Below are 17,990 nucleotides of genomic sequence, written 5' to 3' on the forward strand. Positions count from 1 at the left end.
ATGGACAACTCGCTGCGAACGGACGGCTCGCTGCCGCAGGCCCGCTGGACGCACATCGCGCTGCCGGTCGGTGATCTGGACCGTGCGATCGACTTCTACACCGCGCTCACGCCGCTCGTGGTGGTCTCCCGTTTCGCGGACGCCGACGGCAGCAGCGCGTGGTTGTCGAACCCCGGCCAGTACGAGACACCGTTCGTACTGGTGCTGGTGGCCTTCGACCGGGACAGCGGCAAGCGGCTCGGCCTGCTGGCCCCCTTCGCGCACCTGGGCATCGAGGTGCCCAGCCGCGCCGAGGTCGACCGGATCGCCGAGCGGGCGAGGGAACTGGGCTGCCTGCACTGGGAGCCGCAGGACGTCTCCGAGTGGGTCGGCTATGTCTGCGCCCTGCGGGACCCGGACGGGAACGTGGTCGAGATCTCGCACAACCAGAAGGTCTTCGAGACCGTGCGCAGGTTGTGGGGCCAACCGGGGAAGGCGTAGGTGTGCGGCTGGGCGCTCCGGCCTTCCCGGTCCTCAAGACCCAGGGCGCCGGTGGTGTTGTCCGCCGGTGCTCGGGTCGGGACGGGTCCGCGAGCGGAAGGTGCGGCGGTAGGTGTCCGGAGGCACGCCGACCGTGCGGTTGAAGTGCCGGCGCAGCGTGGTGGCGGTGCCCATGCCGGTGGCCGCCGCGATGGTGTCGATGCTGTCGCCGGTGGTCTCCAGCAACTCCTGGGCGCGGCGGATCCGTTGGGTGAGCAGCCATTGCAGCGGGGTGGTGCCGGTCACGGACCTGAAGTGGCGGCCCAGGTTGCGCGAGCTCATCCGGGCCCGGCGGGCCAGGTCCTCCACGGTCAGTGGCCGGTCCAGCCGTGCGATCACCCAGGGGAGGAGTTCGGCGAGCGGGTGGTTGTCCGGTGCGGGGACCGGGGTGGTCACGAACTGGGCCTGGCCGCCGTCCCGGTGCGGCGGCACGACCAGGCGGCGGGCGAGCGTGTTGGCGATCGCCGAGCCGTGGTCGAGGCGGACGAGGTGCAGGCACAGGTCCATGGCGGCGGCTTTGCCGGCGGAGGTGAGCACGCTGCCGTTGTCCACGTAGAGGACGTCCGGGTCGACCGTCACCCGGGGGTAGCGGTCGGCCAGGGCCCGGGTGTGCGCCCAGTGCGTGGTCGCGCGTCCTCCGTCCAGCAGGCCGGCGGCGGCCAGCACGAACGCGCCGGTGCAGAGGGAGACCACGCGTGCGCCTGCCTCGTGGGCCGCGCGGACCGCGTCGACCAGGTCGGCGGGTGGGTCCTGGTCGACGTCGGCCCAGCCGGGGACGATCACGGTGTCGGCGTGCGGGAGCCGGTCGAGGCCGTGGTCGGGCTCCAGTTGGAATCGGCCGACCCGCACGGCGCCCGGCCCGCAGAGGGCGAGGTCGTACCAGAGGCCCGTCACGCCCGCCGGGGCGGAGCCGAAGACCTCGCACGCCAGGGACAGTTCGAAGTGCAGCATCCCGTCGGTGACGGTCAGGGCGACAGTGGCCATGTCCGGAATTGTACGGGGCATGGCGTTCCGGACACTCGCGGCAGGACGCCGCCCTCGCCAGGATGTCCGTGACGGATCGCGGCGGATCAATTCGAGTACGGGGGAGAACCCATGGGGTCGGGACTCACGGTGGCGGTGTTCGGCGCTTACGGGCACACCGGACGCTTCGTGGTGACGCGGTTGCGGGAGCGCGGGTTCGTCCCGGTCCTCACCGGCCGCGACGCCGACAAATTGCGCGCACTGGCGTCCGGGTCCGGATTCGACGCCCGCCCGGCGTCGGTCGACGAACCGGCCTCGCTCGACCGCGCACTGGCCGGCGCGTCGGCCGTGATCAACTGTGCCGGGCCGTTCGCCACGACGGCCGCCCCCGTCATCGAGGCGGCCCTGCGCGCCGGGATCCCGTACGTGGACGTGGCGGCCGAGATCGAGGCCAACGCCGACACCTTCACGCACTTCGCCGACCGCGCTGGCGCCGCAGGAGTGGTGGTCCTCCCGGCGATGGCCTTCTACGGCGGCCTCGGTGACCTGTTGGCCACCGCGGCGATGGGCGACTGGACGGCGGCCGACGAAGCCCACGTCGCGTACGGGCTGAGCAGTTGGCACCCCACCGCCGGAACGCGAGCGGCCGGCGCGGTCTCCCGGCGGCGGCGGGGCGGTGGACGCGTCGTGTACACCAACGGGCGGCTGGAGCACCGCCACGACGACCCGCCGACCCTTCGGTGGCACTTTCCCGGCCCGATGGGCCCCCGGACCGTCATCGGGGAGTTCACGATGGCCGACGTCGTCACCATTCCCAGCCACCTGTCCATCCCCGAAGTGCGCACCTACATGACGGTCGAAGCGGCCAGGGAGGTGTCGTCCCCCGACACCCCGGCACCGGCCGCGGTCGACGCGCACGGGCGGTCCGCGCAGACCTTCCTCGTCGACGTCGTCGTGCGCTCGGGAGACACCGAACGGCGCGCCGTGGCGAGTGGTCAGGACATCTACGCCGTCACCGCGCCACTCGCGGTGGAAGCGGTCGACCGCATCCTCACGGGACGGACCAGGACGGCCGGCGTCGCCTCCGCGGGGGAGGTCTTCGACGCGCCCGACTTCCTCCGCGCGCTGTCCCCGCACGTCACCCTGGAACCGCACGCGTGACGGGCCGCTCAATGCTGGAGGCCGGTGGGGATCGAGAAGTCGGCGAAGCAGGCGTGCCGGGTGCTCTTCGGGCCCCAGGTGGTGTCCGGATCAAGGGTCGGACCGGGCCAGCGGCTGGGAACGTGCCGAACCCGGCTGCCACCGCTGTCTGGTGACGGATTCACGGATGAACCCGTTGGTCGCAATGCGGTTGCCGAATCGACCGTCAAGAACGCTGGTGGCAAGGGGGTTCGCGGAGTAGCGTCGGCCCGGTTCGAGTCGGTCCTGTTCGCGAGCGTGAGTGGAGTCGGTCGCCGTGCCGGAGCTGCTGATGACCGGTGCCGCCGGCGGGGTCGGCGCCATCCTGCGCGCCGAACTGCCGCGGCACGGTTACCGTCTGCGCCTCCTCGACCGTGTCCCGGTGCCCGACGAGCCGGCGGCGGTCACCGCCGACCTCGCCGACCTGGAGGCGCTGACCGCGGCGGCCCGCGGGGTGGACGGGATCGTGCACCTCGCCGGGATCCCGGTGGAGGCGCCGTTTCCGGAGATCCTGGCGGCCAACATCACCGGCAGCTACCACCTCTACGAAGCGGCTCGCGCGGCCGGGGTGCGCCGGGTCGTCCTGGCCAGCAGCAACCACGCGGTGGGCTTCACCGAACGCCCGCCCGGAGGCGGTCCGGTGGGCGTCGACACCCCGCACCGCCCGGACACCTACTACGGCCTGTCCAAGTGCTTCGGCGAGGACCTGGCCTCGCTCTACGCGGACCGGCACGGCGTCGAGACCGTCTCGCTGCGGATCGGCTCCTGCTACCCCGAGCCGTCCACCGTCCGCCAGCTCGCCACCTGGCTCAGCCCGGACGACTGCGGCCGACTGGTGCACGCCGCGCTGACCGCCCGGCTCGACGGCCACCGGCACACCGTGGTGTACGGCGTCTCGGACAACACCCGTGGCTGGTGGGACCTCGCCCCGGCCCGCGCGCTCGGCTACCGGCCGCAGGACGACGCCGAGGTCTTCGCCCCCGCCCTGCTCGCCGAGCACGGCGAGTTGGCCGAGGACGACCCGGAGCACCGCTACCTCGGCGGCGCCTTCACCCAGGCCCGCCCGTAGGCCGCGGCGGACCGACGGCCTGAGGGGCTCAGGTGTGCGCGCCCGGGTGGACGGCCCGGTCGGGTCCGCGCCCTCCACCCGGCTCTCCACCCAGTCTCCACCCGGGAGTTGAACCATCCCTCTCCACCGTGGAGTTGAGCCGCTTCACCCGCCCAGGGTGAGACGTTCGTGGCACCCACACGGGCAGCGGGAGAGGGGAACGTCGTGGTGGAATCGGTACGGTGGGCCTACACCGTCACTATGGCACTCTGGGTGGCGGCCGAAGTATGGCTACAGGTGAGGCAGTTCCGGCGCAGTGGCCGGACCTCGCGGACCGAGTGGCGGACCCTGCTCGCCATCGCCGTGCTGTCCGGTGGCAGCCTGACACTGGCCGGCCCGGCGGCCCGCGCGCTGCCCGGGCTCTCCTTCCCGGTGGGCTGGGCACTGTCGGCGCTGCTGGTGCTCACCTGGGCCGGGATCGCGCTGCGCCTGTGGTCGATCCACACCCTCGGCAGGTTCTTCCGGGGCACGGTCCACGTCCAGGAGGGCCACCAGGTGGTCGACCGGGGCCCGTACCGCCGGCTGCGGCACCCGGCCTACAGCGGCGCCCTGCTCGCCGCCACGGCCACCACGCTCTCCTTCGGCAACGCCGCCTCCTTCGCCGTGGTGATGGGCGCACTGGGCCTCGCCGTCGGCTACCGGATCCGGGTCGAGGAGCGAGTCCTCGCCCAGGCCCTCGGTGCGGCCTACACCGGCTACGCCGCCCGCACCCACCGCCTGATCCCCGGCGTCTGGTGAGGACCCGAGGCCCAGTCGGCCCGGCGGAGTTCAGCCGGCGAGGTGGCGTTCGATCCAGGAGGCCGCGGTGCGGCGGAACAGGACCCGGCTACGGGTGCGCCTGAACTCGTGGCCCTCGTTGGGCAGGATCAGCAGTTCGGCGGGGATCCCCCGTTGGCGGGCCGCCCGGACCATCTGCTCGGACTCGCCCGGCGGGACGTTGGTGTCGTGCTCGCCGTGGACGGCCAGCAGCGGTACCCGGAGCGCGTCGATCCGGCTCATCGGGGACAGCGCGTGCAACAGATCCCGGTCGCGCTCGGGATGGCCGTACTTGGCCGCGGCCGAGCGCGCGATCCACGGCTCGGTGCCGGCGAAGAACGTCAGGAAGTCCGACATGCCGCACACCGAGACACCGGTGCGGAACAGCTCCGGATGCCAGACCAGCGAGGCCAGCGTGAGGTAGCCGCCGTAGGAGTGCCCCATCACGGCCAGCCGCCGGGAGTCGGCGAGTCCGCGGGTGATCAGGTGCGTCGCGCAGTCCGCGACGTCGTCGATCGCCGCGAACCGTCCGGGTCCGAGATCGGCGTTCACGAAGGAGCGGCCCGCGCCCAGCGAACCGCGTACGTCGGGTGCGAAGACGTCCAGGCCGCGGCCGAGCAGTTCGTGGTAGAGCGGATCGAACACCGGTCGTTCCTGCTGCTCGGGCCCGCCGTGCAGATGGACGACGCAGGGAGCCCGGTGGTCGGGGTCACGGTCGGAGGCGCGGTAGTACCAGCCGGCCAGCGCCAGCCCGTCGCGGGCCCGCAGGCGCAGGTGCTCGGGGCGCACCGGCGGGCGGCCGGGTGCGACGGCGTCCTCGTCGCGCGAGGACCACGGGGTGCGCAGCGGTGACGCGCCGTCGGCCGCGTGCCAGACGCCGGGTCGGCGGACGGAACCGGACACGGCCAGCGCCAGTCCCCGAGGGCCGGCCGGGCTGATCCGGGTCACCACCTCGTGCGCCAGGGGCAGTGGACGCGGGGGGAGTTCGGGCGACGGCCGTCCGCCGTCGCCGGCCCAGGGCGGGGCGGGCAGGGTGATGGTCTCCAACTCGCTGCGGCCGTGCACGTTCCACGCCAGGACGGCGCTCCGGCCGTCGTCCTGGACCGAGAGCAACTCCAGGTCGGCGTCGTCGCGTTGTGCGGTCACCAGACGGCGCAGGCAGGCGCCGTCCGGTCCGAGCTCGGCGGTGACCAGAGCCGCGAACTCGCGGTCGGCGTCGCTGCGCAGGTAAAGCGTCCGGCCGTCGGGCGAGAACCGGCCGATCCAGGGATCGCCGTCGGCCACCGGCACCGTGCACGCCGTCTCACGGCTGGTGGTCCGCAGTACCACGGCCTCACGCCCGCCGCGCGGTCCTCGCAGCAGCAGGACCAACCGGCCGTCCGGGGTGGTGTCGCACACCCGCAGCGTGGCGCCCGCCGGTTCGGTGGCGATGAGTTCGGGAGGCCGCACACCGGCCGGATCGGCCAGGTACGCGGCCAGGCCCCCGCCCGTGAGATGGGGCTCGGGAGCGGGTTCGTAGGGGGCCGGCCTCGGCGGGCGCAGCGCTGCCGACGCCTCCGCCGGGCCCGGCGCTCCGGCGTCCGAGAACAGCGTCCCGACCTCACCGTGGTGGGCGCCACCGAGCGGCACCGAGCGCCCGTCGCGGCTGGTCCACTCGCTCGGGGGCGCCTCCTGGTGCGGCGTGGGAGGGCCGGCGCCGCCGTGCTCCGTGAAGGGGAAGCCGGCCGGCGGATCGGTGGCGGTGATGGCCAGGGCCGAACCGTCGCGGGTCCAGCGGCCGAGGTAGGCGGTGCTGCCCGCCACGGCGCCGGCCAGCACCCGGCGGTCGCTGCCGTCCGGCCGGACGCAGAGCACTCGCGTGTGTTCGCCGCCGCCGGGGGCGGTGGTGTAGGCGATCCAGCGGCCGTCCGGGGACCAGGAGACCTCGATGACCGGGTCGAGCCCGGTGTCCAGGAGGTGCACGTCGTCGCCGTCGGCCGATCCCGTCCACAGCTGCGGTACGCCGCCGCGGTTGCAGATGAAGGCCACCCGCCCGCCGGTGGGGTCCGCCGAGGGGTACCAGCAGCCGTGGGCGCTCACCTGGCTGTGCGCGTCCGGGGTGGCGTGGGCCTCCGGGAGGGGCTCGGCCAGGGGGGCCGCCTGCGCCGAGGCCACGGGATCCGCCCGCTGGTCCACCATGGTCCGTCCCCCGCTCAGCCGATCCCGTGGGACTGCAGCCACATCTCCAGCAGGGCCACCTGCCATAGCGCGTTCGCCCCGCGCGCCGTCCGGTGGGTGTCCGGTGCGGCCAGCAGCTCGGCCAGGTAGGCCTCCCGGAAGATCCCCCGGGACCGGGCCTCGGGGGCCGACAGGGCCTGCTGGACCCGGTCGAGCACCGGCGGAGCCATCCGGCGGATCGCCGGTACGGGGAAGTAGCCCTTGGGACGGTCGATCACCTCGCGTGGCAGCAGCTTGCGGGCGGCGTCCCTGAGGACCCCCTTGCCCCCGTGGGCGAGCTTGAGCTCGGGCGGGCAGGCGGCGGCCAGCTCGACCAGCTCGTGGTCCAGGAACGGCACGCGTGCCTCCAGACCCCAGTCCATGGTCATGTTGTCGACCCGCTTGACCGGATCGTCGATCATCAGGACGTGGGTGTCCAGCCGCATGGCCGCGTCAAGGGCGGTCTCGGCTCCCGCGGGCGCCATGTGCGCGCGGACCAGGTCGCTGGAGGCGTCGTGGTCCGCCAGCAGATCCGGCTGGAGGATCCGGCCAAGATCGGCGTGCGACCGGTCGAAGAACACCCGGGCGAAGGTCTCGGGCTCCCGCTCGCGCGGCACGGCCGCCAGCGCGGGATGCCAGCGGTACCCGGCGAAGATCTCGTCGGCACCCTGCCCGCTCTGCACGACGCTGACGTGTTTGGAGACCTGTTCCGCCAGCAGGTGGAAGGCGACCACGTCGTGGCTGACCATCGGCTCGCTCATGGCCGCCACCGCCCGGTCCACGGCGGTCTGCAGCCGGTCGGAGGGGACCATGATCTGGTGGTGATCGGTGGCGAACTCCCTGGCCACCAGGTCCGAGTACCTGAACTCGTCGCCCTGCTCCCCGCGCTCCGCCTCGAACCCGACACTGAAGGTGGTCTGGTCGTGCTGGCCCGCTTCGGCGAGCAGCGCCACGATCAGGCTGGAGTCCAGACCACCGGAGAGCAGCACGCCCAGCGGCACGTCCGCCACCGTACGGCGCCGGACGGCGGTGCGCAGCGCGTCGAGCACGGCCTCCCGCCAGGCGGCGGCGTCCATGCCCGCGTGCTCGGGGTGACGGCTGTAGGAGGGCTGCCAGTAGCACCGGTCGTGCTGGCCGCCGCTCGGCTCCACGACCCGCACGGTGGCCGGCGGGAGCTTGCGCACCCCGGCGAGCACGGTGCGCGGTGCCGCCACCGTGCCGTGCAGGGTCAGGTACTGGTGCAGTGCGGCCGGGTCGAGGGAGGTGTCCACCCCGCCGCCCGCGAGCAGGGCGGGCAGCGAGGAGGCGAAGCGCAGCCGGCCCGCCCGCTGCGCCAGGTAGAGGGGCTTGATCCCGAGCCGGTCACGGGCGAGCACCAGCCGGCCGGTGTCCAGCTCGGCCACGGCGAAGGCGAACATGCCGAACAGGCGGTCGACGCACGCCGTGCCCCACTGCCGGTACGCCTTGAGCAGCACCTCGGTGTCGGAGGTGGAGAAGAAGCGGTGGCCGAGGTCCTCCAGCTCGTTCCGCAGCTCCCGGTAGTTGTAGACGCAGCCGTTGAAGACGCCGGTGAGCCGGCTCTCGGAGTCGGTCATCGGCTGGGCGCCGCGTTGCGACAGATCGATGATCTTCAAGCGCCGGTGGCCGAGCGCCACGGCGCCCTGCGACCACAGCCCCCGGCCGTCCGGCCCGCGGGCCGCCAGCCGGTCGGTCATGCGCTCCACGGCCGCCAGGTCCGGGCGCCCGCCGTCGAAGCGGATCTCCCCGCTCAGCCCGCACATGCCGCCTCACCCCCGTTCGAGCGGTGGCGCGGGGCCGGCGGGAGGACGGTGGCCGCCGCCGGGTCGCAGCCGCCCGCGAACCCCGATCCGTCCGCGGCCGTCGTCCTGCCCGTACCGTGCGGCGGAGCGCCCGATCCGTGGGCCGCGAGCCGGGCGGCCTGGTGCTGCCGGTAGCGGGCGGAGAGGGCTTTCCGGCCGGACCGCGCGCGGGGATCGGTACCCGCGCGCGGCGCGCGGGTACCGGCGATCAGGAAGTCGACAGCCGCCGTCAGGCCACCGTCGGCGATGATCCGCCGCAGCTGGTGGGCGGCGTCGCCCTGGCCCAGCGTCTCCTCCGCCAGCTCCGAGACGATCTCCCAGTCGCCGAACTCCTCCAGGGCCGGCCGCAGCCGCGCCAGCAGCGACGAGACCACGGCCCGGGCCGGCCGGGCCAGCCCGGTGTCCGGGTCGACGAGGCCGCCCTCCAGCCCCGACCGGGCGGCCCGCCAGGTCATGGCGCGCAGCCACTGCTGCCGGGCGTGCTGACAGCCGCCGGTTCCCCGCACGGCCTCGCAGGCGTCGACCACCAGCGCGCGGAACAGCCCGGCGATCATCACCACCGTCTCCACCCGGGGGCAGGCGTCGCAGACCCGCAGCTCCAGGGTCTGCTGGTGGGCGGAGGGCCGGATGTCGTAGTAGACCATCCCGGCGTCACTGATCACTCCGGAGCGCACCAGCCCCGTCACGGCCGCGTCGTAGTCGGCCGCCGAGTCGAAGCAGCCGACCGGGCCGGTGGTGGGCCAGCGCTGCCACAGCAGGGTGCGCCAACTCGCGTAGCCCGTGTCCGTGCCGAGCCAGAAGGGCGAGCTGGCGGAGAGCGCCAGCAGGGTGGGCAGCCAGGGCGAGACCACGCACATCGCGTGCACGGCCGTGTCGCGGTCGGGCACGTCCACGTGGAACTGCGCACTGCAGATCAGCTGCTCGTCGGCCACCGCGCGGTACTCGTCGGCCATGTGCAGGTACCGGGGGTCCGGCGTGGCGTCCACCGACCCCATCCGGGCCATTGGCGCGGTGCCGGCCGCGACGACCGCCAGACCCAGGGGGGAGGTGGCGTCGGACAGGGTCCGCCGGGACTGGATCAGGTCGGCGTGGAGAGCGTCCAGCGAGGCGTGCACACCGCTGTTGGACTCGACGGCCGACTGCAGGAACTCGGCGGTGAAGCTGCGGTCCGGCAGGCGGTCCAGCACCTCGTGAGCCCGTGCCACCAGCATCCGGCTCTCCACATCGACGATGTGGAACTCCTCCTCGACTCCCATCGACACGGTCATCGGGCACCTCCGAACCGGTTCGACGACACGGCGGCTGCTACGCCGCCGAGCCCCGGACGGCCGCTCCGCGCGGTCGCCCGCCCCCGAGAGACCAAACTCCCACGACCGCCCCCGCACCGCATCAGGACCCGAGCCCGCCACGACCGCCCGCCACAGCGGGACGACGCAGAGCGACGTCCGGCCGCCAATGCCGCCGAACCTTCCGCACCGGCTGGCGCCGTCCCCCGGCGCGCCCGGGAGAACGGCACGGTTCCGTGGACCTCGGCCGTGCTCCGCGGCATCCGTTGCCCGGGAACGCCGTCCGTGCTACCCGAGGGCTTGCCCGCCGCGGCAGGATGATCGCTCGTGCGGCTCCGCACGGCACACGTGCGGTGCCGGCTCCTCCGGGGTGAACGGGGTGCCAGCCGGCTGACCGGGACGCCGGTCCCGGTGCGGTCGCCCACGTCCGCGGCCTGACGGGACGTCAGTGGCCGTGCCGCCGGACACGTTTCGTGGCGGGTGCCGAGGGCACCGTCGGGACGTTCGGGCACCAGCGGCGTCCCTCTTGTCCCTGTCCCGGTGCCCGCCCGGCGCCGTAACGTGTCCACGTGATTTGGACTTCCCTGGAACCTGCTTCCACCACGGTGGATCCCGGCAGCACCGCGACCGTGCGGCTGCGAGTACGCAACACTAGTGATGTCGTCGACGGGTACCGCTTCGTACCGGTCGGCGAGCTCGCGCCGTACATCACCGTGGAGCCGCCGACCATCCGGCTCTACCCGGGGACCAGCGGGGAAGTCCAACTCACCTTCGCGCCGCCGCGCACCCCGGACGCCGCCGCCGGACCGAAACCCTACGCGGTCCAGGTGATCTCCACCGAAAACCCCGAGGCGACCACCGTCCCGGAGGGCAACGTCACGGTCATGCCGTTCACCGAGGTGCGGGCCGAGCTCGTCCCGCACACCGTCAAGGGCCGCTTCCGGGGCAAGCCCAAGCTGGCCATCGACAATCTCGGCAACACCCAACTCACCACCTTCCTCGCCGGCAGCGACAGCGGTGACGAGCTCGAGTTCGAGATCCACCCCGCCAACGTCCAGATCGAACCCGGCCGCGCGGCCTTCGTCAACGCGAGGCTGAGGCCCCGCCAGATCATCTGGTTCGGCCGCAAGCAGAACCGGCCGTACAACCTGGCGGTGCGGCGCTCCGGCCACACCCCGCTCGCGGTGGACGGCATGTACGTCCAGCGCGGGGTGCTGCCACGCTGGCTCGCCACCGTGCTCGGCATCGGGCTGGCACTCCTGACGGCCTTCCTGACGCTGTGGTTCGGACACCAGCCCACGGTCGCCAGCCAGGCCAGCGCGCTCGTCGCGCAGCCTTCCCCCTCCCCGATCGCGCCCTCGGCGCCCGCACCGCAGCCCGTCTCGCCCCCCACCGCCCCCGCCCCGACCCAGGCCGCGCCCGTCGTCGCGCCGCCCCAGCCCCAGCCGTCCAGCGGGGGCGGGGCGCCGGCCCCCGCCCCGACCCAGGCCGCGCCCGTCGTCGCGCCGCCCCAGCCCCAGCCGTCCAGCGGGGGCGGGGCGCCGGCCCAGCCCCAGCCCCAGTCCCAAGGCAACTCGGGCGTCGAAATCGTGGGTCAGGCTTCGGGGCGGTGCATCACGGTGACCAACGGCGTGGCGCCGGGCGGCAAGGACGGCGAGCCGCTGGAGCTGGAGGACTGCAGCAAGGCCCCCTGGCAGCAGTGGACCTTCGTGCTGGACGGGACACCGGACTACCGGGGGACGATTCATTCGCTGGGCCTGTGCATGGATGTGGCAGGGGCCGCGACGACCGACGGAACCACCGTCCAGCTGGCGAACTGCAGCGGCGACCAGGCCCAGGTGTGGACGCTGAACACGCTGACGGGCGATCTGGTGAGCATCCTGGCCGGCAAGTGCGTGGACGCGACGGACACCGGAACCGCCAACGGGACCAGGCTGCAGCTGTGGGACTGCAACGGCGTCGGCGGCCAGAAGTGGCACACCCAGACGCTGTCCTGAGAGGACGTCCGTCAGCTCGCTCGCGCTCCGGGACGTCGACCGGAGGTCGCGGCAGGTCGCCGGGACCCTCCGCCGCGTCCGCCGCGACGCGTCCGCCCGTGCACCGTGCCCCGTGCCCCGCCGGCAACTGCCCGGCGGGGCACGGGGCACGGTGCCGTCGGCCGTCCGTGCGACCGCCCGGGGAACCGAAGGCGCAGGTGAGCTCTTCCTTAGGGCTCTCTGTGGGTGCCCGTTGTGCGGCTTTTGTCCGCTCCGGCATCCCTAGGATCGGGCGAGCCGACCCGGTGATCCACCGAACCGGGGTCGTCCGCCCCTCTCCCCTGCTGCCGGAACAGCGCACCGTGTCGTCGAACGACGTGGTGGTCAAGGCCGTTCCGCACCTCCGACAGGAGACTCGTTTGTTGCACTCCCCTCAGCGACCGGACAAGCGGTCCCACCGGCGCTCCCCCCTCAAGAGCAGGGTCCGCATAGCGGTGGCGGCCTCCTCGGCGGCCGCGCTGCTCGCCGGTGGCGCCATCGCGCTCAACTCGGCCATGGCGGCGGAGACCGTCAGCCTGTCCACGCACCTCGACAGCGCCGCCGCCCAGCACTACCGCGAGGCCTGCCCACCCGCCTCCCCGGGCCACTACTCCTGCAACGCCCTGGTCCGCACCGACCTCAAGCCGCAACTGGCCCGAGCCGGTGCCACCCGCGCCGCGACCGTCGACGGCTACGGTCCGAGCCAGCTGCAGTCCGCCTACAACCTGACCTCCGCAGCCTCCTCCGGTGGCAGCGGGCAGACGGTCGCCATCGTCGACGCCTACGACGACCCCACCGCGGAGAGCGATCTCGCCGTCTACCGCAGCCAGTTCGGCCTGCCCGCCTGCACCAGCGCCAACGGTTGCTTCAGCAAGGTCAACCAGAACGGCCAGGGCGACCAACTGCCCGCTCCCGCCCCCGCGAACGACGACTGGACCGGCGAGGAGTCGCTCGACGTCGACATGGTCTCGGCCGTCTGCCCGAACTGCCACATCCTGCTGGTCGAGGCCGACTCCGAGAGCGACAGCGACCTGGGCAGCGCCGTCAACGCGGCCGTCAAGCTCGGTGCCAAGTACGTCTCCAACAGCTACGGCGGCCCCGAGTCACCGGGCCAGACCAGCGAGGACACCCAGTACTACGACCATCCCGGCGTGGCGATCACCGCATCCTCCGGCGACTCCGGCTACGGCGTCGAGTACCCGGCCGCCTCCCAGTACGTGACCGCCGTCGGCGGCACCGCGCTCACCCAGGCGAACAACGCCCGCGGGTGGAGCGAGTCGGTCTGGGCCACCTCGCCCACCGAGGGCGCGGGCTCCGGCTGCTCCGGCTACGACCCCAAACCGGCCTGGCAGACCGACAACGGCTGCGCCAAGCGCACCGTCGCGGACGTCGCCGCCGTCGCCGACCCGGCGACCGGCGTAGCCAGCTACGACACCTCCAACGGCAACGGCGGCTGGAACGTCGAGGGCGGCACCTCCGCCGCCTCCCCGATCATCGCCGCGGTCTACGCCCTGGCCGGCACCCCGGCCGCCGGCACGACCCCGGCCTCCTACCCCTACGCCGACGCATCCGCCCTCAACGACGTCACCACCGGTGCCACCGCGTCCTGCACACCGGGCTACCTGTGTGCCGCGGGCCCCGGCTACGACGGCCCGACCGGACTCGGCACGCCCAACGGCACCGCCGCCTTCACCTCCGCCGCGCCCACCGGCGGCAGCGGTGGCGGAACGGGCGGCGGGGGCAGCGGCTCACCGGGCCACGACGTGACGGTGACCAACCCCGGCAACCAGGTCGGCACCACCGGCACCGCGGCCTCGCTCCAGATCACCGCGGTGGACGCCACCTCCGGCCAGACCGTCAGCTACCGAGCCACCGGTCTGCCGGCCGGACTGTCGATCTCCGACAGCGGCCTGATCTCCGGCACCCCGACCACCGCGGGCACCTCCCACGTCACCGTCACCGCGACCGACGGCACGGGGGCCAGCGCCACCACCAGCTTCACCTGGACCGTCAACAGCGCCGCCAGCGGCTGCACCGCGAGTCAACTGCTGGGCAACGCGGGCTTCGAGAACGGCTCCGACATGACCCCCTGGAAGAGCACCGCCGGCGTGCTCAACAACCAGATGGCCCTGGAACCGAGCCACTCCGGCAGCTGGGACGCCTGGCTGGACGGCTACGGCCGAGCCGCCACGGACAACCTCTGGCAGACCGTCACGATCCCCACCGGCTGCGCCAAGGCCAACCTGTCGTACTGGCTGCACGTGGAGACCGCCAAACGCACGCGACAGGCCATGGACACCCTCAAGGTCGAGGTGGTCAGCAGCACCGGCACCACCACCGTGGCCACCTACTCCAACCTCAACGCCCGCAAGGGCTACCAGCAGTACTCGGTCGACCTCTCGGCCTGGACCGGCCAGACCGTCACCGTGAAGTTCGTCGGCACCGAGAACAACTCTCCGCAGCTGACCAGCTTCGTCCTGGACGACACCGCGCTCCGGACCTCCTGACGCCACCCCCAGACGTCGGCCTGTCCGCCCCCCGGGCCGGACAGGCCGATGCCGCGTTCGGCGCGCCCACCCCGGGACGGACCGCCCGTGACCGCGCCACCGAGCGCCGGGATCGGCGACGGCGGGCAGCTCGGCGTGGTCCGCCCGGTGCGGCTCGGGGCGTCGGTGTTCAGCGGCAACGTGGTCAGCCGTACCGGGCGGTACCGGATCTTCCCGATCGTCGGCTCGCTGGTGACGGGCGTCGGGCTGTACCTGCTGTCGCTGATGCGGGCGGGCACCGGTGCCCGGCTCTCCTCGCTCCACATGCTGGTGCTCGGTGTCGGGATCGGCCTGGGCATGCGGGTGCTGGTGATCGCGGTGCAGAACACCGTCGACTACGCCGACCTGGGCACCGCCACCTCGGGCGTGACCTTCTTCCGCACCCTGGGCGGCTCCTTCGGCACGGCGGTGTTCGGCACCATCTACACCAGCACGCTGGCGCCCCGGCTGACCGGCGCCGTGAGCACCGCCGCCGGGCTCACCGGCGCCGACCCGGCGGTGCTGGCGCACGCCGCGGAGAATCCCAGGGCGCTGCCAGCACCTCCGGCGGCAGCCGGTGGCGCGCCGCGATCAACCCGAGCCGCGCGTGCCCGACCAGCCGGGTGAACAGCTCGACCTGCATCACCTCGCCGGTCTTCGAGCGGATGGTCGGCGAGGGCTACCTCTCGAGCTACGACGGCTACCTCACGCACACCGGGAACGGGCAGCGGGAGGCCGAGGCGATCAGCAGGGCGTGGGGCGGCTGGCTGAACCAGCGGTTGGAGCGGGACCACGGCCGGCCGCGCAGCGCCGAGCTGCGGGCCGCGGTGGACGCCATCGCCAAGCGGCTGATCGCCGAGGAGCTGGCCGAGGGGCTGCGACCCGGGGCGGACGCCATGGCGCGGTGACCCGGGCACGGGCATGCTCCCCGGAGGCGACGGGCAGAGTATGTTAAGTACTTAACAAGTAACCACTCCGGTTGGTCCGGTCGCCACCGTGATCCGCTGACACCCGAGGAGGCCGGCCATGGCCGAGGGGCCCGAGGACATCGCCACCCCCACCCGTGCGCAGGCACTGGACGCGCTGACCCGCGCCGCCTACCGCCTGAGCGCCGCCGACGCCCGGCTGCGCGGCCGGGCCACCAGGACGGCGGGCGCGCTCTCCCTCACCCACGCCCGGGCGCTGCGCGTGCTCGCCGAGGACGGTCCGCTGTCGGTGGGCCGCCTCGCGGAGCGCACCGAGACCACCGGGGCCGCCACCACCCAACTGGTCAACGGGCTGGTGGCAGCGGGCTACGTGACCCGGGAGCGGCCGGCTCAGGACAAGCGGTCGGTGCTGGTCGCGCTCACCGCGCGGGGTCGGCAGCGGCACGAGGAGCGCAGCGGTGAGCTGGCCAGGGCCCTGGCCGAGGCCCTGGTGGCGCAGGACGCCGCGGCGCTGGGGACGGCGGCGGAGGTGCTGCGCCGGTTGGCGGAGATCTACGACCGGCTCTGACTCACAGCACCAGCGGACGGTCGGCCGGGGTGACCGGGGCGGGCAGGCCGGTGGAGCCGGTCAGGTAGCGGTCCACGGCCGCGGCCGCCGCCCTCCCCTCGGCGATCGCCCAGACGATCAGCGACTGTCCCCGGCCGGCGTCCCCGGCCACGAAGACGCCGTCCGCCGTGGTGCCGAAGCCGTCGTCCCGGGCGAAGGCACCGGACGGGGCGAAGGTCAGGCCGAGCCGGTCGGTCAGCGCGGGGTCGTGCTCCGGGCCGGTGAAGCCGAGGGCGAGCAGCACCAGGTCGGCGGGCAGTTCGCGCTCGGTGTCCGGGCGCGGTCGCCGCCGCTCCGGTTCGGCCTCGGCCAGCCGGACCGCCCGGACCCGGCCCTCGCCGTCGCCCACGAAGCGCAGCGTGACCGCCGAGAACTGGCGCGCGTCGCCCACCGTGGGCGGCTCCGACCCGCCGGCGGCCGGTGGCGCCGCCCGGGCCTCCTCGTGCGAGGTGGTCTCCCGGTAGACCTTGGGGTGCACCGGCCAGGGCTGGCCGGCCGGGCGGTCGGGGTCCGGGCACGGGTTGATGTCCAGCTGGGTCACCTCGGCGGCCCGCTGGCGCAGCGCGGTGCCCAGGCAGTCGGCCGCGGTGTCGCCGCCGCCGATGATCACCACTCGCCGGCCGGCCGCGCAGATCGGCGGGGTCGCCAGCTCGCCCTCCGCCACCCGGTTGGCCTGCGGCAGGTACTCCATGGCCTGGTGGATCCCGGTCAGCTCCCGGCCGGGCACCGGCAGCTCGCGCCAGGCGGTGGCGCCGACCGCGATGACGACCGCGTCGTGCTCGGCCCGCAGCCGGTCGGCCGGCAGGCCGGTGCCCACCGCCACGCCGGTGCGAAACCGGGTGCCCTCGGCGCACATCTGGTCGAGCCGCCGGTCCAGTCGGTGCTTCTCCAGCCGGAACCCCGGGATGCCGTAGCGCAGCAGGCCACCTGGGCGGTCGGTCCGCTCGTAGACGGTGACGGTGTGCCCGGCCCGGGTGAGCTGCTGGGCGGCGGCCAGCCCGGCCGGGCCGGAGCCGATCACGGCGACGGTCCGTCCGGTGCGGCGCTCCGGCGGCCGGGGCGTCTCGTAGCCCGCCTCCCACGCCCGGTCCGCGATGGCCAGCTCGATGTTCTTGATGGTCACCGGGTCGTCGTCGATGGCCAGCACGCAGGCGCTCTCGCAGGGGGCCGGGCAGAGCCGCCCGGTGAACTCGGGGAAGTTGTTGGTGGCCAGCAGCCGTGCCGCGGCGGCCCGCCAGTCCTCGTCGCGGACCAGCCGGTTCCACTCGGGGATGAGGTTGCCCAGTGGACAGGCGCTGTGACAGAAGGGAATGCCGCAATCCATGCAGCGGCCGGCCTGGCCGCCAATGATCGGCAACAGCGCGTGCTCGTGCTCGGCGTAGACCTCGCGCCAGTCGTGCAGCCGCTCGTCGACCGCACGGCGTTCGCGGGCCAGCCGGGGGGTGCTGAGAAAGCCCGGTGGCTCGGCCATCGACGGCCTCCCTCACCAGTGGGACGTGTGGGGGCGGAGGGCGGCCGTGCGGCGGGTGGCCGGGGCGGGGCGGCCGACCGGTGGGCGGACGGCGCGCGGGGCGGGCGGGGAGTGGGCCCCGCACCCCGCGACGGCGCGCCGCCGGGTGGCAACAGCGTTGTCTGGCAACAGTACGCCTGGCTCCCGGCCGGCCGGAAGTGGAGGGAAGCCCTCCGGTCTGCCCGGACGGACTCCGGAACTGCCCGTCCGGGCAGACCGGAGGGCCGGGTGCTGACCGGAGGGCCAGGTGGTTCGCCGCCGGAACGGGAGGGCGGCCGACCGGCGCCGGCGGGTCAGGGCCCGGCCGGGCGGGCCGGCGGCCTCGCCGGGACCGTCGCCCGGATGGCGAGAATCGGACGTCGCCGTCGCACCACGGCCCGTCGGCGAAGGTGTTCTCCGTCCTAGGTGGCATGTGCCCGAAGCACTGTCCGACGGTCCTGCCGGACGCTGGCCGAAAACCGATACGACGTCATCTCGTTGAATTTCGTACGGATTTCCAGCCGTTCACCTCCCGTTTCCTTTGGGCGGTTCGCGAACTGCCCCGGATATGACCGGCCGTGCTGTGATTCTCGTCGCACGG

At 73.7% G+C, this 17,990-nt stretch carries 12 protein-coding genes and 1 pseudogene; 8 read left to right on the forward strand and 5 right to left on the reverse strand.

Translation table 11 applies throughout. The features are described 5' to 3' along the window. Complete coding sequence (locus ACZ38L_RS13345; RefSeq protein WP_465692280.1) at positions 1–480, forward strand: VOC family protein; 480 nt, start codon at positions 1–3, stop codon at positions 478–480. A gap of 33 nt (positions 481–513) precedes the next feature. Here ACZ38L_RS13345 and ACZ38L_RS13350 read toward each other — a convergent pair whose 3' ends face one another. Beyond that, positions 514–1,503, reverse strand: a complete 990-nt coding sequence (locus ACZ38L_RS13350) for a helix-turn-helix domain-containing protein (protein WP_465692282.1) — start codon at positions 1,501–1,503, stop codon at positions 514–516. 111 nt (positions 1,504–1,614) lie between these two features. On the opposite strand from ACZ38L_RS13350, the gene ACZ38L_RS13355 reads away from it, so the two are divergent. From ACZ38L_RS13355 to ACZ38L_RS13365, 3 genes are all read left to right on the forward strand, one after another. After that, the gene (locus ACZ38L_RS13355; RefSeq protein ID WP_465692284.1) at positions 1,615–2,643 is read left to right on the forward strand and encodes a saccharopine dehydrogenase family protein; all 1,029 of its coding nucleotides are present in this window, start codon (positions 1,615–1,617) and stop codon (positions 2,641–2,643) included. A 310-nt stretch (positions 2,644–2,953) separates the two neighbouring features. Beyond that, entirely contained in the window at positions 2,954–3,730 is a 777-nt protein-coding gene (locus tag ACZ38L_RS13360) for an NAD-dependent epimerase/dehydratase family protein (protein WP_465692353.1), read from the forward strand. 240 nt (positions 3,731–3,970) lie between these two features. Further along, positions 3,971–4,507 (forward strand): methyltransferase family protein, encoded by a 537-nt coding sequence (locus tag ACZ38L_RS13365; RefSeq protein ID WP_465692286.1) that lies wholly within the window; start codon positions 3,971–3,973, stop codon positions 4,505–4,507. Positions 4,508–4,537: 30 nt separating this feature from the next. Here the strand turns inward: ACZ38L_RS13365 and ACZ38L_RS13370 are convergent, their stop codons facing one another. Genes ACZ38L_RS13370 through ACZ38L_RS13380 form a run of 3 tightly spaced genes read right to left on the reverse strand, consistent with a single transcriptional unit; the run spans position 4,538 to position 9,809 of the window. Next, positions 4,538–6,703, reverse strand: a complete 2,166-nt coding sequence (locus ACZ38L_RS13370; protein WP_465692288.1) for an alpha/beta fold hydrolase — start codon at positions 6,701–6,703, stop codon at positions 4,538–4,540. Between the two features lie 14 nt (positions 6,704–6,717). Beyond that, on the reverse strand, positions 6,718–8,502 hold the full coding sequence (locus ACZ38L_RS13375; RefSeq protein WP_465692290.1) for an N-acetylglutaminylglutamine amidotransferase: 1,785 nt from the start codon (positions 8,500–8,502) through the stop codon (positions 6,718–6,720). Continuing rightward, positions 8,490–9,809 carry a carboxylate-amine ligase gene (locus tag ACZ38L_RS13380; protein WP_465692291.1) on the reverse strand — a complete coding sequence of 440 codons (1,320 nt, stop codon included), beginning with the start codon at positions 9,807–9,809 and terminating at the stop codon, positions 8,490–8,492. Before ACZ38L_RS13380 ends, ACZ38L_RS13375 begins: the two co-directional genes overlap by 13 nt. 587 nt (positions 9,810–10,396) lie before the next feature. On the opposite strand from ACZ38L_RS13380, the gene ACZ38L_RS13385 reads away from it, so the two are divergent. From ACZ38L_RS13385 to ACZ38L_RS13400, 4 genes and pseudogenes are all read left to right on the forward strand, one after another. Next, positions 10,397–11,824 (forward strand): RICIN domain-containing protein, encoded by a 1,428-nt coding sequence (locus tag ACZ38L_RS13385; RefSeq protein WP_465692293.1) that lies wholly within the window; start codon positions 10,397–10,399, stop codon positions 11,822–11,824. Between the two features lie 398 nt (positions 11,825–12,222). Next, positions 12,223–14,349, forward strand: a complete 2,127-nt coding sequence (locus tag ACZ38L_RS13390) for a putative Ig domain-containing protein (protein WP_465692295.1) — start codon at positions 12,223–12,225, stop codon at positions 14,347–14,349. A 114-nt stretch (positions 14,350–14,463) separates the two neighbouring features. Further along, a pseudogene (locus ACZ38L_RS13395) lies at positions 14,464–15,275 on the forward strand (hypothetical protein); the annotation flags it as partial. Positions 15,276–15,393: 118 nt separating this feature from the next. Next, on the forward strand, positions 15,394–15,861 hold the full coding sequence (locus tag ACZ38L_RS13400; RefSeq protein ID WP_465692297.1) for a MarR family winged helix-turn-helix transcriptional regulator: 468 nt from the start codon (positions 15,394–15,396) through the stop codon (positions 15,859–15,861). 1 nt (position 15,862) lies between these two features. On the opposite strand, the gene ACZ38L_RS13405 is transcribed toward ACZ38L_RS13400, so the two are convergent. Next, positions 15,863–17,371: a glutamate synthase subunit beta gene (locus tag ACZ38L_RS13405; RefSeq protein WP_465692298.1), complete on the reverse strand. Its 1,509-nt coding sequence runs from the start codon at positions 17,369–17,371 to the stop codon at positions 15,863–15,865. Between the last annotated feature and the right edge of the window lie 619 nt (positions 17,372–17,990).

The organism is Kitasatospora sp. NPDC024654 (assembly GCF_055559155.1).